This is a genomic window from Methanosarcina soligelidi (assembly GCF_000744315.1).
GTDB classification, from domain to species: domain Archaea; phylum Halobacteriota; class Methanosarcinia; order Methanosarcinales; family Methanosarcinaceae; genus Methanosarcina; species Methanosarcina mazei.
Window position 1 is genome coordinate 729,711 of record NZ_JQLR01000001.1, and the last position, 23,384, is coordinate 753,094.

Below are 23,384 nucleotides of genomic sequence, written 5' to 3' on the forward strand. Positions count from 1 at the left end.
TATAATAAGGTATTTTATATTTTGTTTCATTTTCCATCACAAATCAAAACTGCTGGATATTCTGCTGAAATAATGGAGGCCTCGGGTATGAGACTTAGTTCTTCTTTTGATATGACTAGGCACATTTCTCTTAATACGCTTTATCAATGGTGCAAAGAAGATTCTTTTAGGCTATTTTTTAAGAATGCTGGTACTCTTTTGAGTGGAAATATTGTTGCATGGATATTGGGGCTCGCTACTTTTGCAATCACAGCGCGAATTCTGGGACCAACACAGTTTGGTATACTTGTGCTAATCACTACATATGTCACCATCGTAGACCAGTTGGTACATTTCCAGTCCTGGCAGGCCTTGATCAAGTACGGAGCCGAAGCATTGGTAAGGAAAAGCGATGACGACTTTAAGACTATTGTAAAACTTTGCACACTGACAGATGTAGCCACAGCAATTCTCGGGACCGTCGTTGCTACTGTGGCTGTCTCATGGGTTGGCCAATTGCTAGCATGGGAGAGCGAGACAGTCCTGATGGCAGCTCTTTATAGCTTCGTTATTCTGTTCAACATAAGTGGCACTCCGACCGGAATACTTCGACTATTCAATTGCTTTCGATTGTTTGCAGTTCAAAACATTATAACTGCAGCGATAAAGTTCATAGGAATTTTAATCCTGTTGTTTATTGGTGTAGACCTGTGGTCTGTTCTTATCCTCTGGATGGCAACGACAATTATTGGCCAATTGTTACTGTTTGGCCTAGGCTGGCGTGAACTTCATAAACAAGGTTTTAAAGAAATACATAAAGTGCCCATAAAAGGCATCTCAACTAAGCATCCTGGAATCTGGGGATTTGTACTGACAACAAATCTGAACAGTTCAATTAAAATGACTGTTAGAGAACTTGATACCATAATCGTTGGAGGTATTGCAGGAGTCGAGGGAGCTGGTCTGTTTAAAATTGCAAAGCAGATTGCAGCGATTCCAGCTATGCTTTCAGATCCCTTCTATCAGGTTATATATCCAGACCTGTCTAGACTATGGGCAAAAGGAAATATTAAAAAGTTTAAGCAACTCATTGTTCGTTCGGGTCTTGTTGCAGGGGGAGGGGCTACAATAATCTGGCTAGGTGTTATTCTATTTGGATCCTTTTTTATCCAGCTTGTCTTCGGAGCAGAATTCGTTGCTGCTCAACCAGTTCTTGTCTGGTACATGTTGGCAATGGTTATAGCTATCTATGGTTTTCCTTTACAACCGGCTATGTTATCAATGGGCCACCCTAAAACAACATTCTGGGTACACCTTTTGAGTGCAATCGGCTACTTCTCATTATTATTCATATTTATTAAATGGATGGGATTGATTGGTGCAGGTATTGCTTATGTATGTTATTATTTACTATGGACGTGCTTAACGATAGGTTTGGAGCGGAAGTACTTGAAAGAGAAGGTGTTAGTAACTCAAGAAGGATCAAGTAGTAATCTTTATTCCGACGATAATATCACCCCTCAGTAAAAAGCACTGTAGATATTATGATTAAATTCTTTAACTTGAGCTAATCCGCTCGACCGATGAAAAATATGAAGTGGGAAAGGTTGAATATAGTTCACTATCCAAAGTGGATAAAGATATTATTGATATTAATTCATTGGTCATCGGTTAAGGAATTTTCTTGCCCGAAAGCTATCGATTTTGCATCAGAATCCTATCTTAATTTTGGTCAATTTACATGAAATCGATATCCTATTCAAGCCTATAATGAAATAAAATATTTGATGAATGTCGTGGGAATGGAGGCAATTTATCACGACTCTTCACTTAACCGAAGACGCATGGATATTAATTATAGATTTTTATCTTTGAACCCTTTTTTGCAAAAAAAGTTATTGGGTATGGAACAAATTCAGGTAATCAACCGAGAAAGACGGACATTATTTGATGTTTTGCTTAAGGAAAGTTTTATGACAACACTGTGATTGTACTCGCTTCTAGATACTGTATAAATAGTCAAAAGGAAATATTGTAAGGTAAAATGAGTAAGTATAATCCATTTTTGTAGTAAACTTGCAAGAGACTAAATACCGCCTAAGTTCAATTTCTTAAAGGAAGTAAGAGATGACTACAACATTGGGGAGTTAATAGATATCTCGTAGATATTTCCCCCCAGAAGAGCTTCCCACCTAGATATCTGATTTCATTACACCAGAAGCAAGAACTACTCTCCCCGTGAGACTGCAGACCAATTCGACACCTCCTCAATACTCTTGTCGAATCTCCTGCCAGGCGCCGCGTCACCCCTCTCGGCGCCGCTTGGAAAGAGAAAAATGTAGCTTTAACAAGATACCTTAATTACAAATGTTACAAGAATTATGATTCTCTATAGGCGATAGCATAATCCTGAGAGTGATATATTTTATTGAAATCTTGCAATAAATAACTAGGAGGTAAACTATCTCTATTGGTATAATGGCGACCATGAAAAGAATCGTGGAGTATCCAAAATCCTGTTGGCTCAATAAAATTCTTAGAATAATTATTTCCCATTTGACTTTTTTTGAATTCTTTTGAATTTGATACTTGCATAAATTCATATCTGCGAATCAGCATTGAAGATTTTGTTATTTGGTCATCATTCATATAAGAGGATATAAAAGAAACTAAGGAGTGTTGAGGCAAATCAGAGTCCCAGTATGTTATAAGATCTATTGGTTCTTCTGACCTTAAAGGTTCTGTATTCCCGACAACATAATTTGGAATTTTCGAAACAGAAGCTATAATGAAAAGTGTCATAGTAACATAGAAAAAAAATGTGGATAATGATTTTATTGAAGGTTGTTTAATATATTTAGCAGATTCTAAAAGTCCAAAAGAGGTCACAATGGAAATAAAAATAAAAGATATTACATAAACTCGACCAGGTGAAAGAAGACCAATTACACCATTAAGAAGACAAAATACAAATAAAGATCCAAATGCTCCCGTAAATATTAAATTCGGTGCTTTTTTCAGAGTATATGCGAATGAAGTGTAAAATAATGTCGACAATAAAAAAACACCCCAAAAAAAGTATGTGAATTTTTGGACAAAGATTCCATAAATTGTTTGTCCTGTATTAGAAGAAACTGAAGAAGAAATTGAGGTATTTTCCTGTCCCATTTCATAAATTAATTTCAAAATACAAGAAAGTGTATCCGAGAATGAAACTCCTATATAAAGGAGGTAGAAAATAAAAAATACTATAAACAGAGAAAAGATCTCCCATGAAATTATAGATCGAGTTTTAGAAGATCTGTAAATTTTTGAAATAATATACTGAGTGATTAATGTGGATAAGAGAAGAATAAATGTATAAAATATAGAAACAAAAGATGTAGTTACAATCCCAAATAACAATATAATTAAAACTATGACTTCAGAGGGGAATTTTCTTTTATTTTTTGTTGAAATGAGTATAAAAGCAAATAAAGAAAAAATGAGCAGTGTACCTAATGTTTGTGTTCTCATTTCTTGACCAAAAATAAGAACCTGATTTTCCCAGCCGAAAAACAACATCGATGCTAAACCAATTTTATGAGAGTGAAGCCTATTAGCAATCACATATACAAAAATTATTGAAATTAAATTAAAAATGGGAGGAACTAAAGAAGCCAAAAAAATAACATTGACATTACAAATATTTGCTAAAAATTTAAATATCACATATAAACCCACAAAATTGAAAGACAATTGTTGGGCGTTTAAAAACAATAGCTTCCCACTTTGATCAAACAGTTTAGTGAATTCAAAAACATGTTGATGAACATCTTCAAAACCTACTGGTGACCCCTCCTTTATAAAATAGAGGTAATTTAAAAAAATTAAGGGGATGAAAACTAAAAGAATTGACTCAGATTTATTCAAATAACAGGAATATTTAGAAAAAATTATGATTGTCGGGAAGAGAATTAAAAAAATACTAACTAAAAGTAATCCAGGAAATGAGGCATATTGATTGGAATTAATTATAAGACAAATAACCCCTATAAAAACAAATAACAAGCAAAGATAAAAAATATTATTTTTTAGAAAACGAGAGAAAGTTGCTGAAAACCCCAGGTACACAAATCTCTCTATATTTGCCCAAAATGTTGAATATGCTCTCTTTTTTTCGTATATGATCAATGGCTCGTCTTCACAATCTTCTTTTAATTTAATCTCAATCCCTCCATAGAACATACGATATCGTTTACTCCAAATTTTTCCTAAGGAAGTATTTGCAAAACGACGAATTTGATGTTTTAGCAATCTTAGAACGTAACTTGGGACTTTCTACCAATTTTAAGAGATATTATGCAAGAAAATCGTCGTGTCTGCCATAGAATGTCGCATATTATCAGTTGTATCTATTAATCCTTAATGATTAACGCGACACTAATGCTCTGGCAACTTAATTATGATACTCAGTGCTTGCCTAGATCCCATACTATAAGAGAAGACAAGCTCACCACCAAGTTATCCCACCAGGTGATGATAAAACTCAACTATTTGACCTGCAACACTCTTGTCACTAAATTCTTGTTGAATATGATGAATTCCTTTTTTAGCCTTTGCCTTTGCCAAGTTCGAATCCTTTATTAGTTCCAGTACTTTCTTGGAGATCATATCGGGACTTTTTATATTAACAAATGATATATATTCATGATTTTCATCTAAAATATTTATACCTCCAATATTTGTTGCTACTACAGGACACCCACAAGCAATTGCTTCCTGCACAGATCGTGGAGATCCTTCATAGAGTGATGGAAATACAAACACATCTGCAACAGAGTAATATTTAATTAACTCATCTTGCGACATGTGGTTTAAGAATAGTATATTACTCTCGATCTTTCTCTCTTTTATATAGTTGGATAAATATTGCAGTTCATCTTTGTGGATCGAGCCAATTATAATCAAACGGGTATTTGGTTCCTTTATTAGCACCTTTGGCAAAGCATCAAAGAGATCATAGATTCCCTTGAGTCTAAAAACATTGCCAACAAATAACAATATGTTTTCTTCAGGATTCAATCCCAGTTGGTCTTTTTTAACGTAATTTGGTCGAAAATAATCAGTATCGACAGAATTTGGTATTACTCGGATGATATCAGGGCATATCTTACAGTATCTTATAAGATCTTGTTTAATTTCTTCGGAGTTTACCATAATACCATCCGCTTGCTTGCAGGAGATATACTCGAGAAAAATATTAACTCCCCGTAAATATGAATATCGTAAACTAGGATATGGCTCTAGTTTACGAATCTCCTTATACCATCCAATATTTCTACTAACAATTGATGTGACTACTTTAGGGTAATCATGTTCGTGGAGATGTAGTCTTCTGTGCAATGTATTACTTATAATCGAATTATAGAAATAATCGTGAATAATGTCAATATCATTGTAACAAAGCAACTCATTCATTTTTTTATATGTATCGTACATAAATATTGGTTTTAGTTTTTGGTGCTCATATAATCCAATATATGTAACTCTCTCGTTCTCATTTGTCAGAAGCCTATTTTTGTCCCCAATATGATCAGTAATAATAAACTCCTTTTCAACAATGTTGCCAAGACATTCAAACATCTTTTGCCTCGACCGATAGTTTTCAATTCCCGGATAGATCAGGCAGGATTTCATATTATCACCTCATTTTATTCACGAACCCATTCCCAAAGGTCTGAATCTAAAATTCAGGCATCCATTCCGAAGCTAAGTACCAAAACCTAATATACTCGGCTTATCCCAAATTATTGACCAAATCTTCCCGGGATACCCGAGCCATCACCTCGTTGGGAAGAGCCGGGAGGACACCCCACCAGTCCTTTAACCTTGGGGCGACTACCACAATATATTCCAATACTCTTTTCAGCCACTTTTTCCCAAGAGAGCTCTTCTTTTACAAGGATTCTAGCATTATTACTAAGCTCTAGTCTCATCTCTGGAGATCGAATCAAGCTCTTCAAAGCCGTTACTAATGAATATATGTTGTTCTTTTCGAAATCAATCGCTGCACTAGCGTCAAATACAACTTTGTAATCATCATTTCCTTTTGGTAAGATAAGTGGTAGTTCAGTACCTAGAGCTTCTATAACAGAGATTGAACTGGTGCCAGGCCAAACTCCCACATCTGCTAAATTGTAATAGATTCCTAATTCTGAGTTGTCTACGAAATTTAGGATACGTATATATTCGTTTAAACTGTCACTCTCAATTATCGAGTTTAAATAGTTCATATATTCGCTCGAACCTTTGCCGATCAATAATAAACGTAATTTAGGGACTTCCTTCACAACTATTGAAAAAGCTTTGATCAAGATGTCAATTTTTTTCGAAGTATCGAACTTCCCTGAAGATACTAACACAAATTCGTCCTCACTATAGCCTAATTTAATTCTATTGGCCTCTCGGGACTCTTTACATTTAAAGAATCTGTTAGTATTGACCCCTAATGGCAGGAGCTCCATGTGTTTTTCACTTATGCCAAAATATTCTGTTAGTAAGTCTTTAGAAGCACTAGTAATAGGCAACCAGCATTGAACTCGTTTTCCAAAAATGATATAAAACACCTTCGCGGATTTATAGTATAGCCGCTTTAATGGGGAATTGAGTTTAAAATTGTCACTATTAGAATGACTATCGACGAATACTTTAAATCTAAGCCTTTTGCAGCATATAATTGTTTGTAATGTTACAGGGTTTATTTCTCCATGCACATGGACTATGTTTGGCTTTAATTCTCTCAATTTTGATTTAAGCCCCATTAAGATAACTTGATTACTTTCCTTAGATTCTAGGAGCACAGGCAATCGATGAATTGTTACGTTGTTTTCTTCAAATAATCCCTTCCCGATTATTCTTTCCTCATCCTGAAATTCTCCGCGAAATTCCTTGAAGGGGGGAATTCTATCTGATGTAATAATTTCAACATCATATCCCAGTTTTTTCTGTTCTGATGGAAGATAATTTTCTTGGTATCCCATTTTAGGAATATACCAATTCATAATATGTACTATCTTCAATTTTACCACTCATTGTTTATTTCCATTTTTGTCTTCAGGCGATGATCTCTTTTATCACTTGAATTATATCAAGTAACAAAGGCACAGCTTTTATTTCAGTTAATCTACCTATAAATTCAACACATATCCATTGATCATAGTTTAAGGTTTTCTTGCTACTGATCTTGATTTCAACAGAAGAAATCAGCTCAAATCTTGAGCGCTGAAACTGAAATCGATATAAAACTCCAGCTTAATATTTATAATTTGACAAATTTTGCGGGAGTCGATGAAATTGTTAACGATTCTTCCTTAACTGGTGTACAATGAAATTTTATTTAATGATGTTACCTTATTTCATAAATGGTGCATGGATTCCGAAGTCTTTCATAAATTAAATTTTGAATTCAAATTAAGAAAGTATTGGTTTTGAGCACGCTTATAAACTACGGAAGTTATAATTTCCATATACACTCCTATTTTTTTGTTCACCTGAGAGTAAGTTCTCTTGGTGACTCATTCTAAGAGCATACTAGTTAGTTACGTGAACAATTTTCGTAAATAAACCAGATTATAACATATTCATATTCATTTAAGATACTAAGCCGTTGATAAATCTTTTAAGGAGAATTTCGAAGAATATTGAAGCAAAGTGAAGCATTCTCGTTACCAAGATTCTAATAATTTTTAAACATTTTCGCATCAAACAGACAAAACGTAATTAAGTTTAAGCATATAGATTTTTAAATTTTTAATAATCTTGTTGATAGAAACTGTTATCGAATCTGTTTATTGTGTTTTCAACAATTATAATATAAAACATCAACCTAAATTGTCTTTGGAATTAATACATTCTGCATACAATCTTTCAATTTTTTTGCAAATAGTTGACCAGTCAAAATTTTCTGCTACTAATTTTCTACCTTCAGTGGCAAACTTAGTTCTTAAATCATCATTTACTAAAAGGTCTAAAATTAAATCACAAAGTTGATTATCTTTTAGATTTACTACATATCCAACTTTATTATCTATTATATCTGTAATGCTACAAGTGTTAGAAATAATCACAGAAGTCTCACAAGCACATGCCTCTAAAACAGTAGTTGGAAACCCTTCTGAATAACTAGGCAAAACAAAGATATCTGCATCCACATAGGCTTCTAATTTATCACGATCATAAAGAGACCCTATAAATAGAATTTTATCATTGAGTTTTAGGGATTCTATCTGTTTATTTAATACAGAGGAAAATCCATCATCAGGACCGACAAGTATCAGTTTTACATTATCATATTTGTTCATAACTTTTGAAAAAGAATTTATAAGAATATCAATTCCCTTAATTTTATGTATTCGACCCAAATATAGAATGATTTTTTCATCTTTATTTAGAGAATACTTCTCTCTAAACGATCCTTTTTTAGGTAATTCCAAATATTCTGAAAAATTAATGCCATTTGGTATAATCTCTATCTGGTCTATACTTGCCTTCATCATTTGGTATTGATCAGATTCTTTCTCAGTTAGAGCTATAAGTTTTTTTGAATCAATCAGTAAACTTCCAAAGAAACAGTCGAAAATTTGTTTTAGTTTTTGCTTCTCAAAAAAAGGTAATACTGTACCATGTGCTTGTAGTACATAAGGGATATTATATTTTATTGCATAATAATGTACCATTACTCCAAGGAGTGTCCTATATTCATGAATATGAATAATATCAAAAGATTTGATATTTTTCCTTATTACGAATGGTGCGTAATATGGGATTGGTAACACCAATCTTCTAGATAAGTAATTGGATAAATTGCGAAAATAATAAGTTTTGATCCCATCTATATTTAAAGGCACATTTTTTTCAACGTTTAGTCTTGATTTATATCCATCTGTAGTGTAAACAGTAACTTCATGCCCATTTTCTTCCAGTTTTTTTGAAATTTCATATACTACACGAGTAGGACCTCCCGCTTCCCAAGAAGGTTTAAAGAAATTAGTAACCTGCAATATTTTCATATGAACTGCGCTCACTTTAGTTGCACGATTTGCTCATTTCAATCATCATCTCAGCCCTGTGCTCGTAAGCTGGTTCCTTCAAAATACTCGACACTGTTCCTTTTACCGACGTAACAATCGTTTCAGCCCTGTGCCTGTATGTATGATCTTTCAAAATCCTCTGCCTGGCTCGTTCACCGATCTTCAGCCTTTCTTCATCAGATGACAATAACCATTCATAGGTTTCCACAGCTTCATCTTCGCTGTTGACAACGATAAGCTCTTTTCCAACCTTGAACCATTCTTCTATCCCGCTATAAGGCTGGGAAACTATGCAGGCTCCGTAGGCTGCAAGCTCAAATGGCCTGGCTGTGGCAGAGGCATAAACATTTGTGTGAGACCATCTGGTAATGTTCAGGTTGATCTTGCTTTTACAGCAAAATTCGCGGAAGGCGCTGTATGAAACCGGACCTATAAGCTTTGCATTGCCCATGTCTATCCCGAAATTGCCGCCTCCTACAGAGAAATTAACATTGGGAAGCCTTTTGCTGGGATTTGAGATCAGATTTGCCATCCATTCTTCCCTTAGTTCGCTTCCGTGGCCGTAGAATGAGACGTCAATGGTCTGTTCCACATTTACGGGGGCGAAAAGATCTGCATCTGCTGCATAGTAGAGGGGGATTACGTTTTTTGCACCGGCTTCTTTAAGGTCTTCAATTACGCCTTTTGAGTTGACGAAGAATGTGTCGTATTCGGAAAGGTCGGCTTCTAGATAATAGTCAAACTTAAAGCCGCGAGACATTGCATATTTTGGAAGGATTGTGGGCATATCCCCGTCATAGTAAAGGCATGGAATTCCAAATTCCTGTTTAATTTCCGTAGGGATTCCTGTGATATGGTTGAGGGGGATATTCATGAAAAGGATAAAATCAAGGTCTTTTTCGTTGTTTATGATGTCCTGTAGTTGTTTTTTGATCTTGGGCTTGATATCGAGGTTGATCAGGTTTTTCGTGATGGGAGAAAGAAAACCGTTTGTTTTTGAAGGATCAGCGACTTTTCTCTGAGATTTCAGGAAGTTGTTATATAATATACTTTCAAACTTGCACGAATTTTCGTAAGTTCTCCACCACAGGCTTTCCACCGCCCCACCAAGGTAAGGAACCACTATTACTTCGTTTCCGGTCTCGTGGAGGGCTTTCAATAACTGCCACCATGAAGGGGTGCATCCCAATTTGTATTTTAAATCTATAGTGGAGACAAACGCTAATAATTTCATCGAATAACCCGCTCTGTTTTAAAATAAATAAACATTTATTAACCAATCAGCATTTATTAAAAACTTATCCATATTTTTGACGTTTTAAGACATAAAGAATCTTCAGGAAATCATACCTAAAAACACATAATGATCTGATTGTTTGCTGCCTGAAAGCTTAGCCTTTAAGTTTGAACTGCCTTCGTTTCCCTCGCAATCGCAGATACAGAATGCAGCAAGATTCCTGTCAATGCCATAAAAGTTCCCACAACGATAAAAAGAATCATTAGTATTGTAGGCCCGAAGTATAATCCTTTACCTAGGATGAATTCATGCAGAAAATGAGCACCCATATACAGCCCGCCTACCCCAAGTGCAAGGCCGGGAGCTGTAAAATAATAAAGAGGCTTGTTAAATTCAATATCCTTTAAAATCATAACAAGGACGCCTAAACCATGTTCTATCGGGCTTACGGTTGAGCCGTCAACGTCATATCTTACCCCGATCTCTACTTCCTTAATCCGTAACCCGGACCTGCCAGCATCGGCAAGCATTTCGCTTTCTATTGCCATGCCTCTGGCGTTGAACCGGAAAACGTCTTTAGTTGAAGCTGCAAAGGCTCGGAAACCGCTCTGGGAATCTGTAATTTTGAGGCCGGAATTCATATTTGTGGCTGTATCAAGGATGGTCTGCCCGACGCGGCGGTAAATAGGGGTATTTTTGTCCTTATGGCTCAGGTAGCGGCTGCCGTTTACCATCTCTGCCGTGCCGTCGATGATTGGGGCTGCGAGCCTGGGGATTTCGGCAGGGTTGTGCTGCCCGTCAGAGTCCATTGTAACAATCACATCTGCGCCAAGGTCGGCTGCGGCTGTGAAGCCGGTCTTGAGGGCTGCACCTTTGCCTTTATTTGCCTCGTGGACAATTACGTGGGCTCCTGCTCTTCTGGCGATTGTGGCTGTGCGGTCAGAGCTTCCGTCGTCGACCACGATTACGTTGTCGCAGTAGTGCTTCGTGAGGAGGACTATGCTGCCGATGGAGACTTCCTCATTGAAGGCGGGGAGTACCACGGTTATATTTTGCGGGGATATTCCTCTTACATCCGGAATTTCCTCATTTTTTGTTACTAAATGGGTGTTATTGCCCATTGCCAGTTCATTATTCATTCGAATAACCCCAGAATAATACATTTAAAGATTTAACGAAATTAGAGGGATTTAACTGCATATAAAGTAAACGGTGAATATATAAGTATAAATATAACTATTCAGGCACGGAAATAAAAAACAATAACTTGGTTCGTTTGAATGCTCAGATCCGTGTTCCTGAATAGTTATCAGGGCTTTGTTATTTAAAGAGATTGAATTGATTTAATGCCGTGCTGGTTTAAATTGCCTTTACTGAATAAAATATCAGGTAGAATCGGTCTGTCTGACCGCTCCTGCCATTGAGTGGGCAATTATTCCCCTGAGAGTCATGTACGCGCCTGCAAGGGCGAGGAAGACCATAAGGAATGTGTGCCCGAAGTTGAGGCTTGCGATTCCGAAGAAATAATCTGCCATGAATTTGAAACCCATAAAGAAGCCGCATGTCGCAAGAGCAAAGCCTGGCACGGAATAGAAGTACAGAGGCTTGTTGGCTTCTATATCTTCAGCCATGGTCCTCAGGGCGCCCAGCGTGTACTTTACCGGGTCCCGGATCGAAGCTCCGACGCTGGTGCAGGCCCCTATCTCGACTTCAGCAATGCGGATCCCTGACCTTCCGGCGTCGGCAAGCATTTCGTTTTCTATGGCTGTTTTTTTGCCGCTGAAGCGGAAAATGCTCTTTGTAGAGGCTGCATAGGCGCGGAAACCGCTCTGAGTGTCGGTAATTTTGAGGTTGAAGTTCATATTTGCAGAAATGTCCTGCATGGTCTGGCCCGTGCGGCTGTAAACGGAAGAATTTTTGCCGGGATAATTCAGATAACGGCTGCCGTTTACCATTTCTGCATCGCCTTTAATTATTGGGGCTACGATTCTGGGAATATCTGCAGGGTTGTGCTGGCCGTCCGGGTCCATAGTTATTATAATATCTGCTCCCAGGTCAGCTGCGGCTGTGAAGCCGGTCCTGAGGGATCCGACTTTTCCTTTGCAGGCTTCGTTAACAATTACATGGGCTCCGGCTTTCCTGGCGATTTCAACTGTCCTGTCAGTGCTGCCGTCATCGACAACAATTACATTGTCGGCATAGAGCCTGGTGAGAAGGATAAGGCTTCCGATTGAAACTTCATTATTGCATGCCGGAAGGATTACAGTTATATTTTGAGAGGATGCCCCCCTGAAACGCTTATTTTCTTGATGAGCCGGATACTCTGCACTGCTCATAAGAAGTTCGTTACTCATATGTATGACCCCATTTTAATTTATATTATAAAGTAGAAATAATTAAAGCGGCTCAAACGTCATTAAATACCGGTCGCTGCACCGCAATCCAGACCAACTTTATAACTGTTTGAGTCCCAAATATACTTTAATTTTTTAGATTGACATCTGGGCCGCGAATATATAAATTTATTGACAGATGTACTGTGGCATAATAATAAATAAGTAATAATAGTATCTGGAGAGCCATTGATTATACGGATATAACATTATACCATTGGGTTACGTAAGTGCAAAAAATACGGGAAAAGGAGAACATAAAAAAGATATATAAAGTAAGATAAAAATTAATTTCGAAAAAACAACAGCATAAGGGCACAAAAATTCCGCCTTCAGACACCGCGGGCTTTCCAGTATTCTTGATAAATTTCTCCTGTGAACTGAAGATTTGGAGTCTGGCCTGAAATATACCCCACTTGCCGCATTTAGATAAAGGGAGAAGAAGACAGGATAGAAAAACTCTGAAAAAATAATTTCAAGATTTTTCCGGGCTTTATTGGGAAGTATATATTAAAATCAAAATCGAAATCAAATTTAAAATCAAAATCAAAATCAAAATCAAATTTAAAATCAAATTCATGAGTATTCGGTGAAGTGAAGAATCGTGATAAATTGCCTCCATTCCTACGACATTCATCAAATATTTAATTTCATTATAGGCATGAACAGGATATCGATTTCATGTAAATCGACCAAAATTTAAGATAGGCTTCTGGTGCAAAATCGATAGCTTTCAGGCAAAAAAATACCTTAACCGATGACCAATGAAATCAAATTTAAAATCAAATTCAAATTAAATGGAAAATGACGAGTCGAATCAAAAGATATACATAGAAATTAAATAATAAAAGGGGAAAAACTGAAGCAAAAAATGTATAAGGATGGAGCCCTGAATACATAAAAGAAAAAATACAGGAACGAAAAAAATTCCTCGGAACAAACAAATAAAGTGGAAAGAGCGAAAGAATAAAATGTATGAGGAAAAAATAGTAACTCTCCGGAAGAAATTGGAGAAATATAATAATTTTTTTAAATAATATGCCGGATGACCTGAATGACCGGAAAGAAAATTCCTTCAGACCTCTTGACCGTTATAGGGCTTGTGCTCCTTACCGATCTCTTTGTGCTCATGCCCGGATTAAGTGAAACTGTGTTCCGTAATATCCTCGGCCTGCCCCTTGTACTTTTCCTGCCAGGATATGCCCTGATAGCTGCACTTTTTCCCGCGAAATCAGACCTTGACGGCATTGAAAGGACAGCCCTTTCCTTCGGGCTGAGTATTGCGGTCGTGCCCCTGATAGGTCTTGGGCTTAACTATACCCCGTGGGGAATAAGGCTTCTGCCAATCCTTATAAGCCTGTCAGTGTTCACAATTATAATGTGCGGGCTTGCCTACATAAGGAGGGCAAAACTTCCCGAAGCTGATGCCTTTGAGGTTCCCTTCAGGAAAACCCTGCTCGAAATAAAAGCAGAAATTCTGGAAAAGCCCGAACCAGGACTTGACAGGACCCTTACAATCATTCTGGTTATTTCCATTCTCCTCTCCGTTACAACCCTCGTGTATGTGATTATTACCCCAAAAGAAGGGGAACACTTCACGGAGTTCTATATCCTCGGGCCTGAAGGAATGGCTGATAATTACCCGACAAACTACACACTCGGAGATAGCGGAAAAGTAATTATAGGGGTCGTAAACCACGAGTACAGGCCTGTAAACTACACACTGGACGTCAGGCTTGAAAATAAATCCCTTCCAATTCCTGGAAATATGCAGCAGGTATCACTCGCACATAACGAGACCTGGGAAAAATCTCTAACGCTCACTCCTCCGGAAGAAGGGAAAAACATGAAACTTGAGTTCCTGCTCTTTAACGAGACAGATAAGAACACGTCCTACAGGGACCTCCACCTCTGGATAAATGTAAACTCAACAGGGACCTAATACACCTGATACACCTGATACACCTGATACACCTGATACAGAAATTTCATAACTCGAAAAAGTGGGATTGGAGCCCAGAATCTTATTTTCGATCTGTGCCATTCTGTCCCAATATCCGGAATACCGGATTCAGGCTTCGGGTTTTATTTATCGGGTTTCTTCTGAAAATTCGATTATTCGGAATCCTGAAAAAGTTCTTATGGAAAACGGGTCTGTAATATTTTTACGGACTCAAAACTTTTTTGCTCCAGTTTTAAGTTTAGACCCTTTAAGTTTAGACTCTTTAAGTTTGGACCCTGGAAATTAAAACATCTAACTATCTACAAAACTTCATATAAGATTTTATAATAAAAACCTGTATAATATGAAAGTCGTATAACATCCCCAAGATTTAATAAGGAAAACAACTAAAAAACATTTAATAAGATGTCCACAAAATAAATCTGGACTGCCCTGTTTGAAAGAGGAGCAATTTCCGTGCGAAAACCAACTAATTATCACAATAAGCAAAAAAAACTGAATATTCAGGTTATCGTTTCAGTCCTTACTCTGACCCTGCTGGCAATTTCTGCACATGCCGCACCAGGAAGCAGCCTGGAATTATCCCCTTCAACAGATACAGGGCATCTTTCAGAACAGATATATTCAGAGGTTTCGGGAGAAACAGAAAACTCCGTATCTGCATCGGTTCTGCATGAAGATCCCGACCCAATTCAGAAAATCGAGCAGTATGTAGATATCATATATACCGCAGGAGGAATCGGGGCAGCAGTTCTGATTCTTATAGGGTATTTGCACATAACTTCTGGAAATCCGGAGGTTACAAAAAAATATATAAAAGGACTCCCCCGGATCAGAATCAGGAAAATAACAGGGCCTGAAGAATCTGGCATGGAGAAGGGTCAGGACGTTCAGAGAATTCAGGAAAATATTAAGGACGCCCAGAAGATTCAGAACATTCAGGAGAATGTCCAGGGTGTCCAGAATGTTCAGAAAAATGTTCAGGAAAATATTCAGGAAAATAGTCAGGAAAATATTCAGGAAAATATTCAGGAAAATATTAAGGAAAATAGTCAGGAAGAATTCAAAGCCAAACGGCTCAGGCTTCTTACGGCACTTCCTGTCCTGGGCATAACAATTGCGGAACTTCTGATCTTTTCAGGCAGGATGGGTGCAGCTGTCTGGGTACATATAGGGATCGTTATCTCCCTCTCTCTTTCAGACATATTTTTAAAAGATCCGGAGGTACACAGGATATATCAGGCATTGATGCTTCTGCCCGTACTCAGGCTTATTAACCTTTCAATGCCGATATTTTTTGAAACTACCCTTTACACCTTCATGTTTGTCTACGGACCCCTTGCAATTCCTGTGATAACTATTATACTTCACCAGCGTGATTCCCTTGAGCAGATAGGCATAACTATGAAGAATTTCGTGCCTTACATGCTTATTGCAGTTCCTCTGGGTTTTTTACTCGGATTTGGGGAATACCTTACAATCCGGTCAGGATACCTGATTCCGGACCTGACTTTTGTAAATCTTCTTAAGCTTACCTTTATAATGGTTTTTTTCGTGGGGCTTGTTGAAGAACTGATTTTCAGGTCAATCCTGCAAAGCAGGCTCGAAAAAGCTCTCACCGTCCGGGAAGCCCTGTTGATTACAAGCCTTATGTTCGGGCTGATGCACTCAGGGTACGGCACTTTTCAGGAAATTCTCTATACGGGTTTTGTAGGGCTTATCATGGGACTCGCTTTCTACAAAACAAGGAGCTTGCCTTTTATTGCGGTCCTTCACGGTTTTGTTAACGTTTTCCTCTTCGGGATCCTGCCCCACCAGCTAAATATCTTACCAGGACTCTAAACAATTCATACAAAACCAAATTAAAATTCAATAAATTTTTTAAAATTTTCTCTGGGTTTTCTTCCCGATCCATTTTTCTTTTCTTATATTCTTTATTTTTCAGATCTCCTTTCTCTACTATTTCGAAAAAACCATAATATTCCTGAAAGAAAACCTGATATCATGAATTAAACAAAAATGGAAAACCCCTTTTTAAGAGATAAAAGAAAAATTAGAGCATACTGACGACAGGAAGCAATGAGAAAGTAATAAAAAAGATAAGATGAAAAAAAACTTTTTTTCAAAAAAGAGCCGGTAATTTCAAGAGAAGTAATAAAGAGAAGTAATAATCTCATAGGATTGTAGCAACCTTAAAAACGACAATCGCAGCAAAACTGCACAGTAAAGGAATAATTGGCAAATTAAAAGAGTTATTAAGTCGTCTATTCCAGTATTTGGATGCGGAAAGAACTTCCTTCAAGGAAAGAAGGGAAATCAGCCCGACAACTACAGCAGACCCATATTGAGGAAGACCAGGGGTTGTGACCATGGAAATTACACTTGAAGAGATAGCGCTTGAGGAAATAGCACTGGTTGAAACTATACTTAAGAGCATAAAGACACCCCTTTAAACATTAAAGCATATACCCCGGATACTGGAGAATCATTGATATAATAATAGACTACTGACATAATCTTAGATCATTGGTATAATAATACAACATACTATAAAACACTTTTTCCAAGTTCCTAAATTTTAATAGCGGGTAGATGCCTTTATTGTCCTCCCGGATTCATTGAACACGGTTTTAAAATTAATAACAGGAAAATATTAGAATCAGGCTTATGAGCGGTCCTATCTCCAGCACGTAATACATTGCAGAGGGAGAGGTTATTGGAATAGAAAACCTGTTTACCTGAAAAAAATAGGCTGTAATTGACATGATTAATCAAGGAGCAGATGTAAAAAAATGAACAGTGAAACTGTATAAAAGACAGATAAATATCCCTGCTAACAGCCACTAAAAAATAAACATATATAGCCAGTATTTGCCTGACTATATTCTCAGTCTCCTCATGATTATCTACTTAATATCCAGGACAGGAGATTTTATAATAGACAGGGAAAAAGGAAAGCCCGTAATTCTGAGGCAGAAAAAGATCATGCAAAAAAGAAGAAATTAAGGTAACAGAAAAATTTTAAAGGGCTTCAGGAGTAAACTGGCATGAAACATTATAGAAAATATTCGTGTACGGAAAGATGCCCTATAAAAAGTTTTGCAAAAGATTTTGTAAAAATAGTGGAGATTAAGAATATAAAACAATAAATAAAAAAGATAGAAAAAGAAAAAAGTAATAAAGTGTAAACTGGAAAATAATTTGTCATGGATAGGGTTTATCGAAATAGAGAAGTAAGTTCACAATCAAGTTTCACAATCAAGTTTCACAATCAAGTTTCACAATCAAATAATATTATGTTTACCAAACAAAAAAAATTGAAATTTTTTGAGATATTATCTACCTGAACAACTTAATTTATTCGATCCTCTAATTCATTATTCGAAAGTTAAATTCAACTTTAACTTCAACTTTTTCTATCCGGATATTCTCCAGTTATTTTTCCTCTTATTTGCCCTTTACTTTTAATTATTAATTAAAATGTTGGTTTGTCTTGGAGTTGTCACTTTCTTTACAGTTTATTTATTCTGTTCAGCTTTAATGTTAAACGGTCTTTTCTTATTTTGATACACAGAAAAAATAATGACAGAAAGACGCGAAAATTTAAAAATAGCTAAAAAGTGACTGAAATAAATCAGAAAGTATTAAAAAAATAATAGTGCAAAGTTGCACGAAACCTGTCTGATGCGGCAAAAAAGAGAATGATTCCGGAAATGCGGAATTTAAATTACTCCGGTTACTTTGTAAACGACAATTGCAGCAAAGCTGAACAGCAAAGGCAGAATTGTCATATTAAAAGAACTGTCCAGTGATCTGTTCCAGTGCTCGGATGCTGAAAGGATCTCCTTCAAAGAAAGAAGGCTTATGAGCCCTACAACCACCGCAGCACCATATTGAGGGATCCCGGGACTTGTAACCATAGAGATTGCACTTGAGGAAATTGCACTCGAGGAAATAGCACTTGATGAAATTATGCTTAACAGCATAAGTATACCTCCCATAAATAATTGATTAGTTTCACACAAGATTTTGTGAGATTATTCGTATACGATGATTGCAAAGTATAAAAAAGTTTCTTAAGAAGTTAAACGATTAACATATAATACAACATTCATTTCTGGCATGGAACATAAAGCAAAAATATAATAGAAATCAAGAATAGATCAAAAAAATCGGGGTTAAATAAGGGCATACAGTATCAAACACAAAAATTTTTGCTAAAAATATTATATAAGTCAATGTAAGAAAATGCGAGAAAAGAATATAAACATCAAATAACATTACTAATTCATTTACTAAAAAATAATAAGAAGTAAAAGCAGAAAATAACAGGTGATACAGATTAAAAAATTGATGAGTTTGAAAAAAATCAGGGTATGCCTTAAAAAACAAAACAAAATATAAAAATTTATATTTAATTCGCAGAGGGCCCGGATTACTATTTACAAAAAATTAATAGATTATTACAGAAAATGTTTGCAAAATATCGATCTTTAGCATTATTATAAATGTTTACTTTTGTAAAATATTTCAAAAAATTTAAGTACGCACATAATAAAAATAAAAAGCATATCCGAATTTTAAAGGAGTAGTTCCCGTGATAAAATCAGCTCATCCCCATAAAAGGCTAAAAGAACATCTCTTTATAACTGTCTCTTTTTCAGTTTTGATTCTGGCTCTACTGACAATTTTACCTGCAGCTGCCGCGGTTGACAGCTGGGAAATATCCCCTGAGAACCCCACTCTTGGAGACACCCTTAGAATCAAGGGAAGCGCTTCTCCGGAAGAGGAGGTTGAAATACAGGTAAGCTTTGAAAAGGATGTTCAGGCATCCGGAGGGGAGTATGAGTACATACTCGAAGACGTCAAAATTCCGGACGGGTTCAATAACCGCTTTACAGTACAGGCAAGTGATGCCAGAAACCTCAATGTCAGAGTAAAAATGCTAATCTGGATAACCAAGAGTTCAGAAGCTTCCGGTAACATCGCAACTGTAACGCAGTCAAGTGTCCCTCCAGGAACCTATCAGATAAAAATGGATGGAGACGCTAAAAATGGAGATTCAACGGTGAACCTGAAAATTACTGCTGTTCAGAGGATAAAAGCAGATTCAGGAGGGGACTTCAGTTATTCATATAATACAAAAGCAGTCCCCCCGGGAGACTTTAAGGTAAGTGTGGGAGGCACTACTCGAAAAGTAACCCTCAAGGGAAAAACCTTAGCTATAACACCTGCCCATCCATTAGAAGAAATAGAAACTGTCACGGAAAAGAATTCATCGGAAATCCGGGAAAAAATGGAAAATAATACTGAAGCAGTCTTGAACTCGGATCAGGACAGTGAAAACGTAGAACATGAAGAAGTTCATAAGTCTCAACCTGTGAAACCTCAGCCTGTTGAAAAATCAGGGCTTCCCGTAGATACGGTTTACATGCTGGGAGGTATGGTAGCAGCATTATTAATTCTTATTTTGTATTCAAAGAGAAAATAAAACAAGATGAATTATTTCAGCCGGATTGAATGAAAAGATTTGCTATCCTGAGCTGATTAACCAGAAATTCAATGGGGAAAATGGAGGCATGTAATTGAGAAAAAGTCAATTAATACTTATACTGGCAATACTCGTCTTAACCTCAGCGCCGGTAATGGCATCCTCAGCGCCGACAGTGGCATGCTGTGAAGAGACAGAGACAATTGCTAATTTGAATTTTACTGATAAAGTGGTCTATTTTCTGGACCACACCAGTGACCCGGCAGAGGGTAACTGGATTGTAATGGGGTGCCCGAATGAAGGCACAAGGATTCAACTTCCCACGCCAATTAAACTCACATATAACGGTCCTAAACACATGGAATATGGAGGAGCAAAAGGGGCTCTGAACAAATGTGAAGAAGAAAGTTATACCATAACATACCCTTCAACCAGGTCCTATACCACTCATCCGATTTTTCTCCCGACTGAAAAAGTGGAGATGTCTTTCTACGGAGAGCCAGCTCTTGAAAACGAAACAGTGGATATTTACCTGATCAAATTAACTTCAGGTTGTGCACACGAGCTTCTTGATTCTTTCCTGGCAGGAGATATCAGGAACTTAAATACTCTTTTCGAAGAAAGCGCGGGTGAAGAATACAAAAAATACTCTGTTAAACTTGACGAATGCGGGGATACATCAGACTATAACCTGGGACTTCTTGATGCAGGACAGTACTGCATAGTTATGGTCCAGCAGAATCAGGATAGAAGTCTGACAGTCCTTTCTTCAACAGCCTTTGTAGTTACAGAACATAAACTGTGTATTTCGTCCCCTTCCAGTATAGTAAAAGGAAAAGACCTTGACATAAGCATGTCACTGGAAGGAGCTGCCGGGAATGATTGCATATACGCGGCTGTACTCATAAAAGAGCAGGCATATAAAGCAAACATAGAAATAAACTCCAATGGCACGAAAGCCGGAACTTCAGTTATAGTTAATGAAGTGGACCTTATTGAAGAATTTGATATCAAATCCTCAAATTACAGGTCAAAACTGACAAAGAATGAGCTCCAGACAGAAATTCAGACCCTTATAGGAGAAGGAAAAGGTGCGATAGCAATAGGAGAAGTCGGCCAGGATAAACTGTCGCTTACCGCATTTGATCTGCCTGTAGGATGTTATTACCTCCTTGTGGGCGCATACAGCCCTGAAAAAGGACTTGTAGGCCTTAATCAAACGGAAGTAGAAATTAAACCAAAAGGAAGCTCAAAGAGTGATGATAAGAAAGATAAAGAAGACTTTACCGAGCCTGAGAAAAATATCAAAAAGAAAGATTCCTGCCAGCAGTTTGTGTCAAATGGCAAAAAGGTAAAGTTTTATTTCAAAAATGCAGCCACTCCTGTAGGTTATATTGAGTTTTACTCCCGGAAGACAGCAGGCAGAATAACGGCTTTTGTTGAGGAATTGAAAGGAAAGTCCTCAAAAGTTACTGAGGAACCTGAAGGGGAAGTTTACAAATATATCAATATCCAGGTAGGAGACGGGAAGTTATCGAGCTCGAAAAATATAAAGGATGCTATAGTGGGTTTCAAGGTGAGCAAAGAATGGATAGATGAAAACCACATTGATACGGATACAATAGTCCTTCAGCATTACACCGAAGACCAGTGGAACCCTCTTAAAACGGAAAAAACAGGCGAAGATGACGAATATATTTATTTCGAAGCCGAAACAACGAGTTTCTCTCCCTTTGCAATTGTAGCGAGCAAGAACATCCTCCTGATTGAAGAAAAAACAGGAGGAGATGAAGACCATTCAATTTCTGACGAAAAACAGCAGGGCAATTCAGAAATAGCCATGGGATCTGATACGTCTCCTGTGGAAGACGGGAATTCAGGATTGAAAATTGCCAGCTTCTTGTTGGGGGCCCTTGTGATTATTGCAATAGGAGCAATTATAAAGAAAAGAACAGCTGAGAAGAGTGAAGACGAAAATTCTGAAAAGAAAACGTGAGCAGGAGATAATATCTCCTGTTTAATTCTATTTTTTAAATTAGCCAGCTAACAGCATTTCTATTAAAAACCTGCCTTTTACATTTAAATAAGGCTTTTTAATCCTTCTTCCAGTTCGATCTCGCCTTTCCACCAGCCTGAAATTTTTGAGACATCTGCCCTTGAGTCCCGAACATCTCCTGCCCTTGACCCGACATGTACGATCCTGCTTGAGGAGCCGGTAAGTTCAACAATCTTCTCGGCCAGCTCCAGGACTGTTACACTTTTCCCCATAGCCACATTGAATACCTGGCCGTCTCCATTTTCAAGAGCTGCTACATTTGCCCTGACAACATCCCTGACATGTACAAAATCCCTGCTCTGAAGTCCGTCGCCATGAATAACAAGGTCTTTTCCTGCTTTTGCCTTTTCAAGGAAAATGGGGATTACAGCTGCATATGGAGACTTTGGGTCCTGGCGAGGCCCATAGACATTAAAGTAACGTAAACAGGTAGTCCTGAGCCCATGTTCTTCGTAAAACATCTTTGCCAGGAATTCCCCGTCAAGTTTGGAGATCGCGTAAGGTGAAGCTGGCTCCGGATACATGCCTTCACTTTTAGGGAGGACAGGATTGTTCCCGTAAACTGCAGCTGAAGATGCTGTTACAAACTTTTCGACTCCTTCCCTCACGCATGCCTGCAATACATTAAGCGTTCCCAAAGTATTTATCCGAAAAGCCTCGACTGGTTTTTCACAGCTAAGCGGCACTGATACAAGGGCAGCTTCATTAAAAACGCAGTCCATACCTGAGATAGCCTTTTCGACCGAAGAAGGATCACATATATCCCCCTGAATAAATTCGACATTTTTGTGCTGAGGGATATTTTTAGAAAAACCGGTAGCGAAATTGTCAAGAATTCTTACACTATGGCCTGCTTCTGCAAAATACTCAGCTATATGGGAGCCTATGAAACCTGCTCCTCCTGTAATCAGCACTTTCATGCTTCGAGAAAAGGGAAAAGTATAAAATAAAATTTTCTATGCAGGCCTGAAAAATAGAATTAAAAAATATTAATAGAAATAGAAAAAACGGATAGTAATCAGAAGGAAGTTCCTTCAGAGGGGAAAATTTTTCATAGAAAGAAGCCTTATGGGTACAGGGGAATTAAAAAATTGGGAATCAGGGTTCCAGAACTATAAAAGCTTTTAGGACCTCATAAGTTTATTAAGGTTTTTGCTGTATAGCTATCGGGGCGGGATAACTTTCTAAACTACA

General features: G+C 37.3%; 15 protein-coding genes. 5 read left to right on the top strand and 10 right to left on the bottom strand.

The features are described 5' to 3' along the window. Positions 1–21: 21 nt before the first annotated feature. Positions 22–1,506 carry a lipopolysaccharide biosynthesis protein gene (locus tag M886_RS03255; RefSeq protein ID WP_048050648.1) on the top strand — a complete coding sequence of 495 codons (1,485 nt, stop codon included), beginning with the start codon at positions 22–24 and terminating at the stop codon, positions 1,504–1,506. Positions 1,507–2,358: 852 nt separating this feature from the next. Here M886_RS03255 and M886_RS03260 read toward each other — a convergent pair. From M886_RS03260 to M886_RS03290, 7 genes are all read right to left on the bottom strand, one after another. Beyond that, complete coding sequence (locus M886_RS03260) at positions 2,359–4,275, bottom strand: hypothetical protein (protein ID WP_152557982.1); 1,917 nt, start codon at positions 4,273–4,275, stop codon at positions 2,359–2,361. Between the two features lie 207 nt (positions 4,276–4,482). Next, positions 4,483–5,658: a glycosyltransferase family 4 protein gene (locus M886_RS03265; RefSeq protein ID WP_048050650.1), complete on the bottom strand. Its 1,176-nt coding sequence runs from the start codon at positions 5,656–5,658 to the stop codon at positions 4,483–4,485. A gap of 110 nt (positions 5,659–5,768) precedes the next feature. Further along, positions 5,769–7,001 carry a glycosyltransferase family 4 protein gene (locus M886_RS03270; protein WP_160173153.1) on the bottom strand — a complete coding sequence of 411 codons (1,233 nt, stop codon included), beginning with the start codon at positions 6,999–7,001 and terminating at the stop codon, positions 5,769–5,771. Between the two features lie 840 nt (positions 7,002–7,841). After that, a complete protein-coding gene (locus M886_RS03275) occupies positions 7,842–9,029 on the bottom strand; it encodes a glycosyltransferase (protein ID WP_048051627.1) in 1,188 nt (395 codons plus the stop codon). A gap of 16 nt (positions 9,030–9,045) precedes the next feature. After that, positions 9,046–10,284, bottom strand: a complete 1,239-nt coding sequence (locus M886_RS03280) for a CgeB family protein (RefSeq protein WP_084685040.1) — start codon at positions 10,282–10,284, stop codon at positions 9,046–9,048. Between the two features lie 164 nt (positions 10,285–10,448). Next, positions 10,449–11,426: a glycosyltransferase family 2 protein gene (locus M886_RS03285; RefSeq protein WP_048050653.1), complete on the bottom strand. Its 978-nt coding sequence runs from the start codon at positions 11,424–11,426 to the stop codon at positions 10,449–10,451. A gap of 246 nt (positions 11,427–11,672) precedes the next feature. After that, positions 11,673–12,641 carry a glycosyltransferase family 2 protein gene (locus tag M886_RS03290; RefSeq protein WP_048050654.1) on the bottom strand — a complete coding sequence of 323 codons (969 nt, stop codon included), beginning with the start codon at positions 12,639–12,641 and terminating at the stop codon, positions 11,673–11,675. 1,093 nt (positions 12,642–13,734) lie between these two features. Between M886_RS03290 and M886_RS03295 the strand changes: the two genes are divergently transcribed. Together M886_RS03295 and M886_RS03300 are read left to right on the top strand one after the other, a co-directional pair. Beyond that, positions 13,735–14,622, top strand: coding sequence for a DUF1616 domain-containing protein (locus tag M886_RS03295; protein ID WP_048050655.1), 888 nt, complete (start codon positions 13,735–13,737; stop codon positions 14,620–14,622). A gap of 477 nt (positions 14,623–15,099) precedes the next feature. Beyond that, positions 15,100–16,485, top strand: coding sequence for a CPBP family intramembrane glutamic endopeptidase (locus M886_RS03300; RefSeq protein WP_235203862.1), 1,386 nt, complete (start codon positions 15,100–15,102; stop codon positions 16,483–16,485). Positions 16,486–16,816: 331 nt separating this feature from the next. On the opposite strand, the gene M886_RS17635 is transcribed toward M886_RS03300, so the two are convergent. Together M886_RS17635 and M886_RS03305 are read right to left on the bottom strand one after the other, a co-directional pair. Beyond that, positions 16,817–17,080 carry a hypothetical protein gene (locus M886_RS17635; RefSeq protein WP_164481378.1) on the bottom strand — a complete coding sequence of 88 codons (264 nt, stop codon included), beginning with the start codon at positions 17,078–17,080 and terminating at the stop codon, positions 16,817–16,819. 1,285 nt (positions 17,081–18,365) lie between these two features. After that, positions 18,366–18,629: a hypothetical protein gene (locus M886_RS03305; RefSeq protein ID WP_015411649.1), complete on the bottom strand. Its 264-nt coding sequence runs from the start codon at positions 18,627–18,629 to the stop codon at positions 18,366–18,368. 611 nt (positions 18,630–19,240) lie between these two features. On the opposite strand from M886_RS03305, the gene M886_RS03310 reads away from it, so the two are divergent. Both M886_RS03310 and M886_RS03315 read left to right on the top strand, forming a co-directional pair. Beyond that, positions 19,241–20,134, top strand: coding sequence for a hypothetical protein (locus M886_RS03310; protein WP_193334227.1), 894 nt, complete (start codon positions 19,241–19,243; stop codon positions 20,132–20,134). A gap of 94 nt (positions 20,135–20,228) precedes the next feature. Continuing rightward, the gene (locus M886_RS03315; protein ID WP_053228864.1) at positions 20,229–22,130 is read left to right on the top strand and encodes a TIGR04279 domain-containing protein; all 1,902 of its coding nucleotides are present in this window, start codon (positions 20,229–20,231) and stop codon (positions 22,128–22,130) included. 83 nt (positions 22,131–22,213) lie between these two features. On the opposite strand, the gene M886_RS03320 is transcribed toward M886_RS03315, so the two are convergent. Then, entirely contained in the window at positions 22,214–23,110 is an 897-nt protein-coding gene (locus M886_RS03320) for an SDR family NAD(P)-dependent oxidoreductase (RefSeq protein WP_048039594.1), read from the bottom strand. Positions 23,111–23,384: the final 274 nt, after the last annotated feature.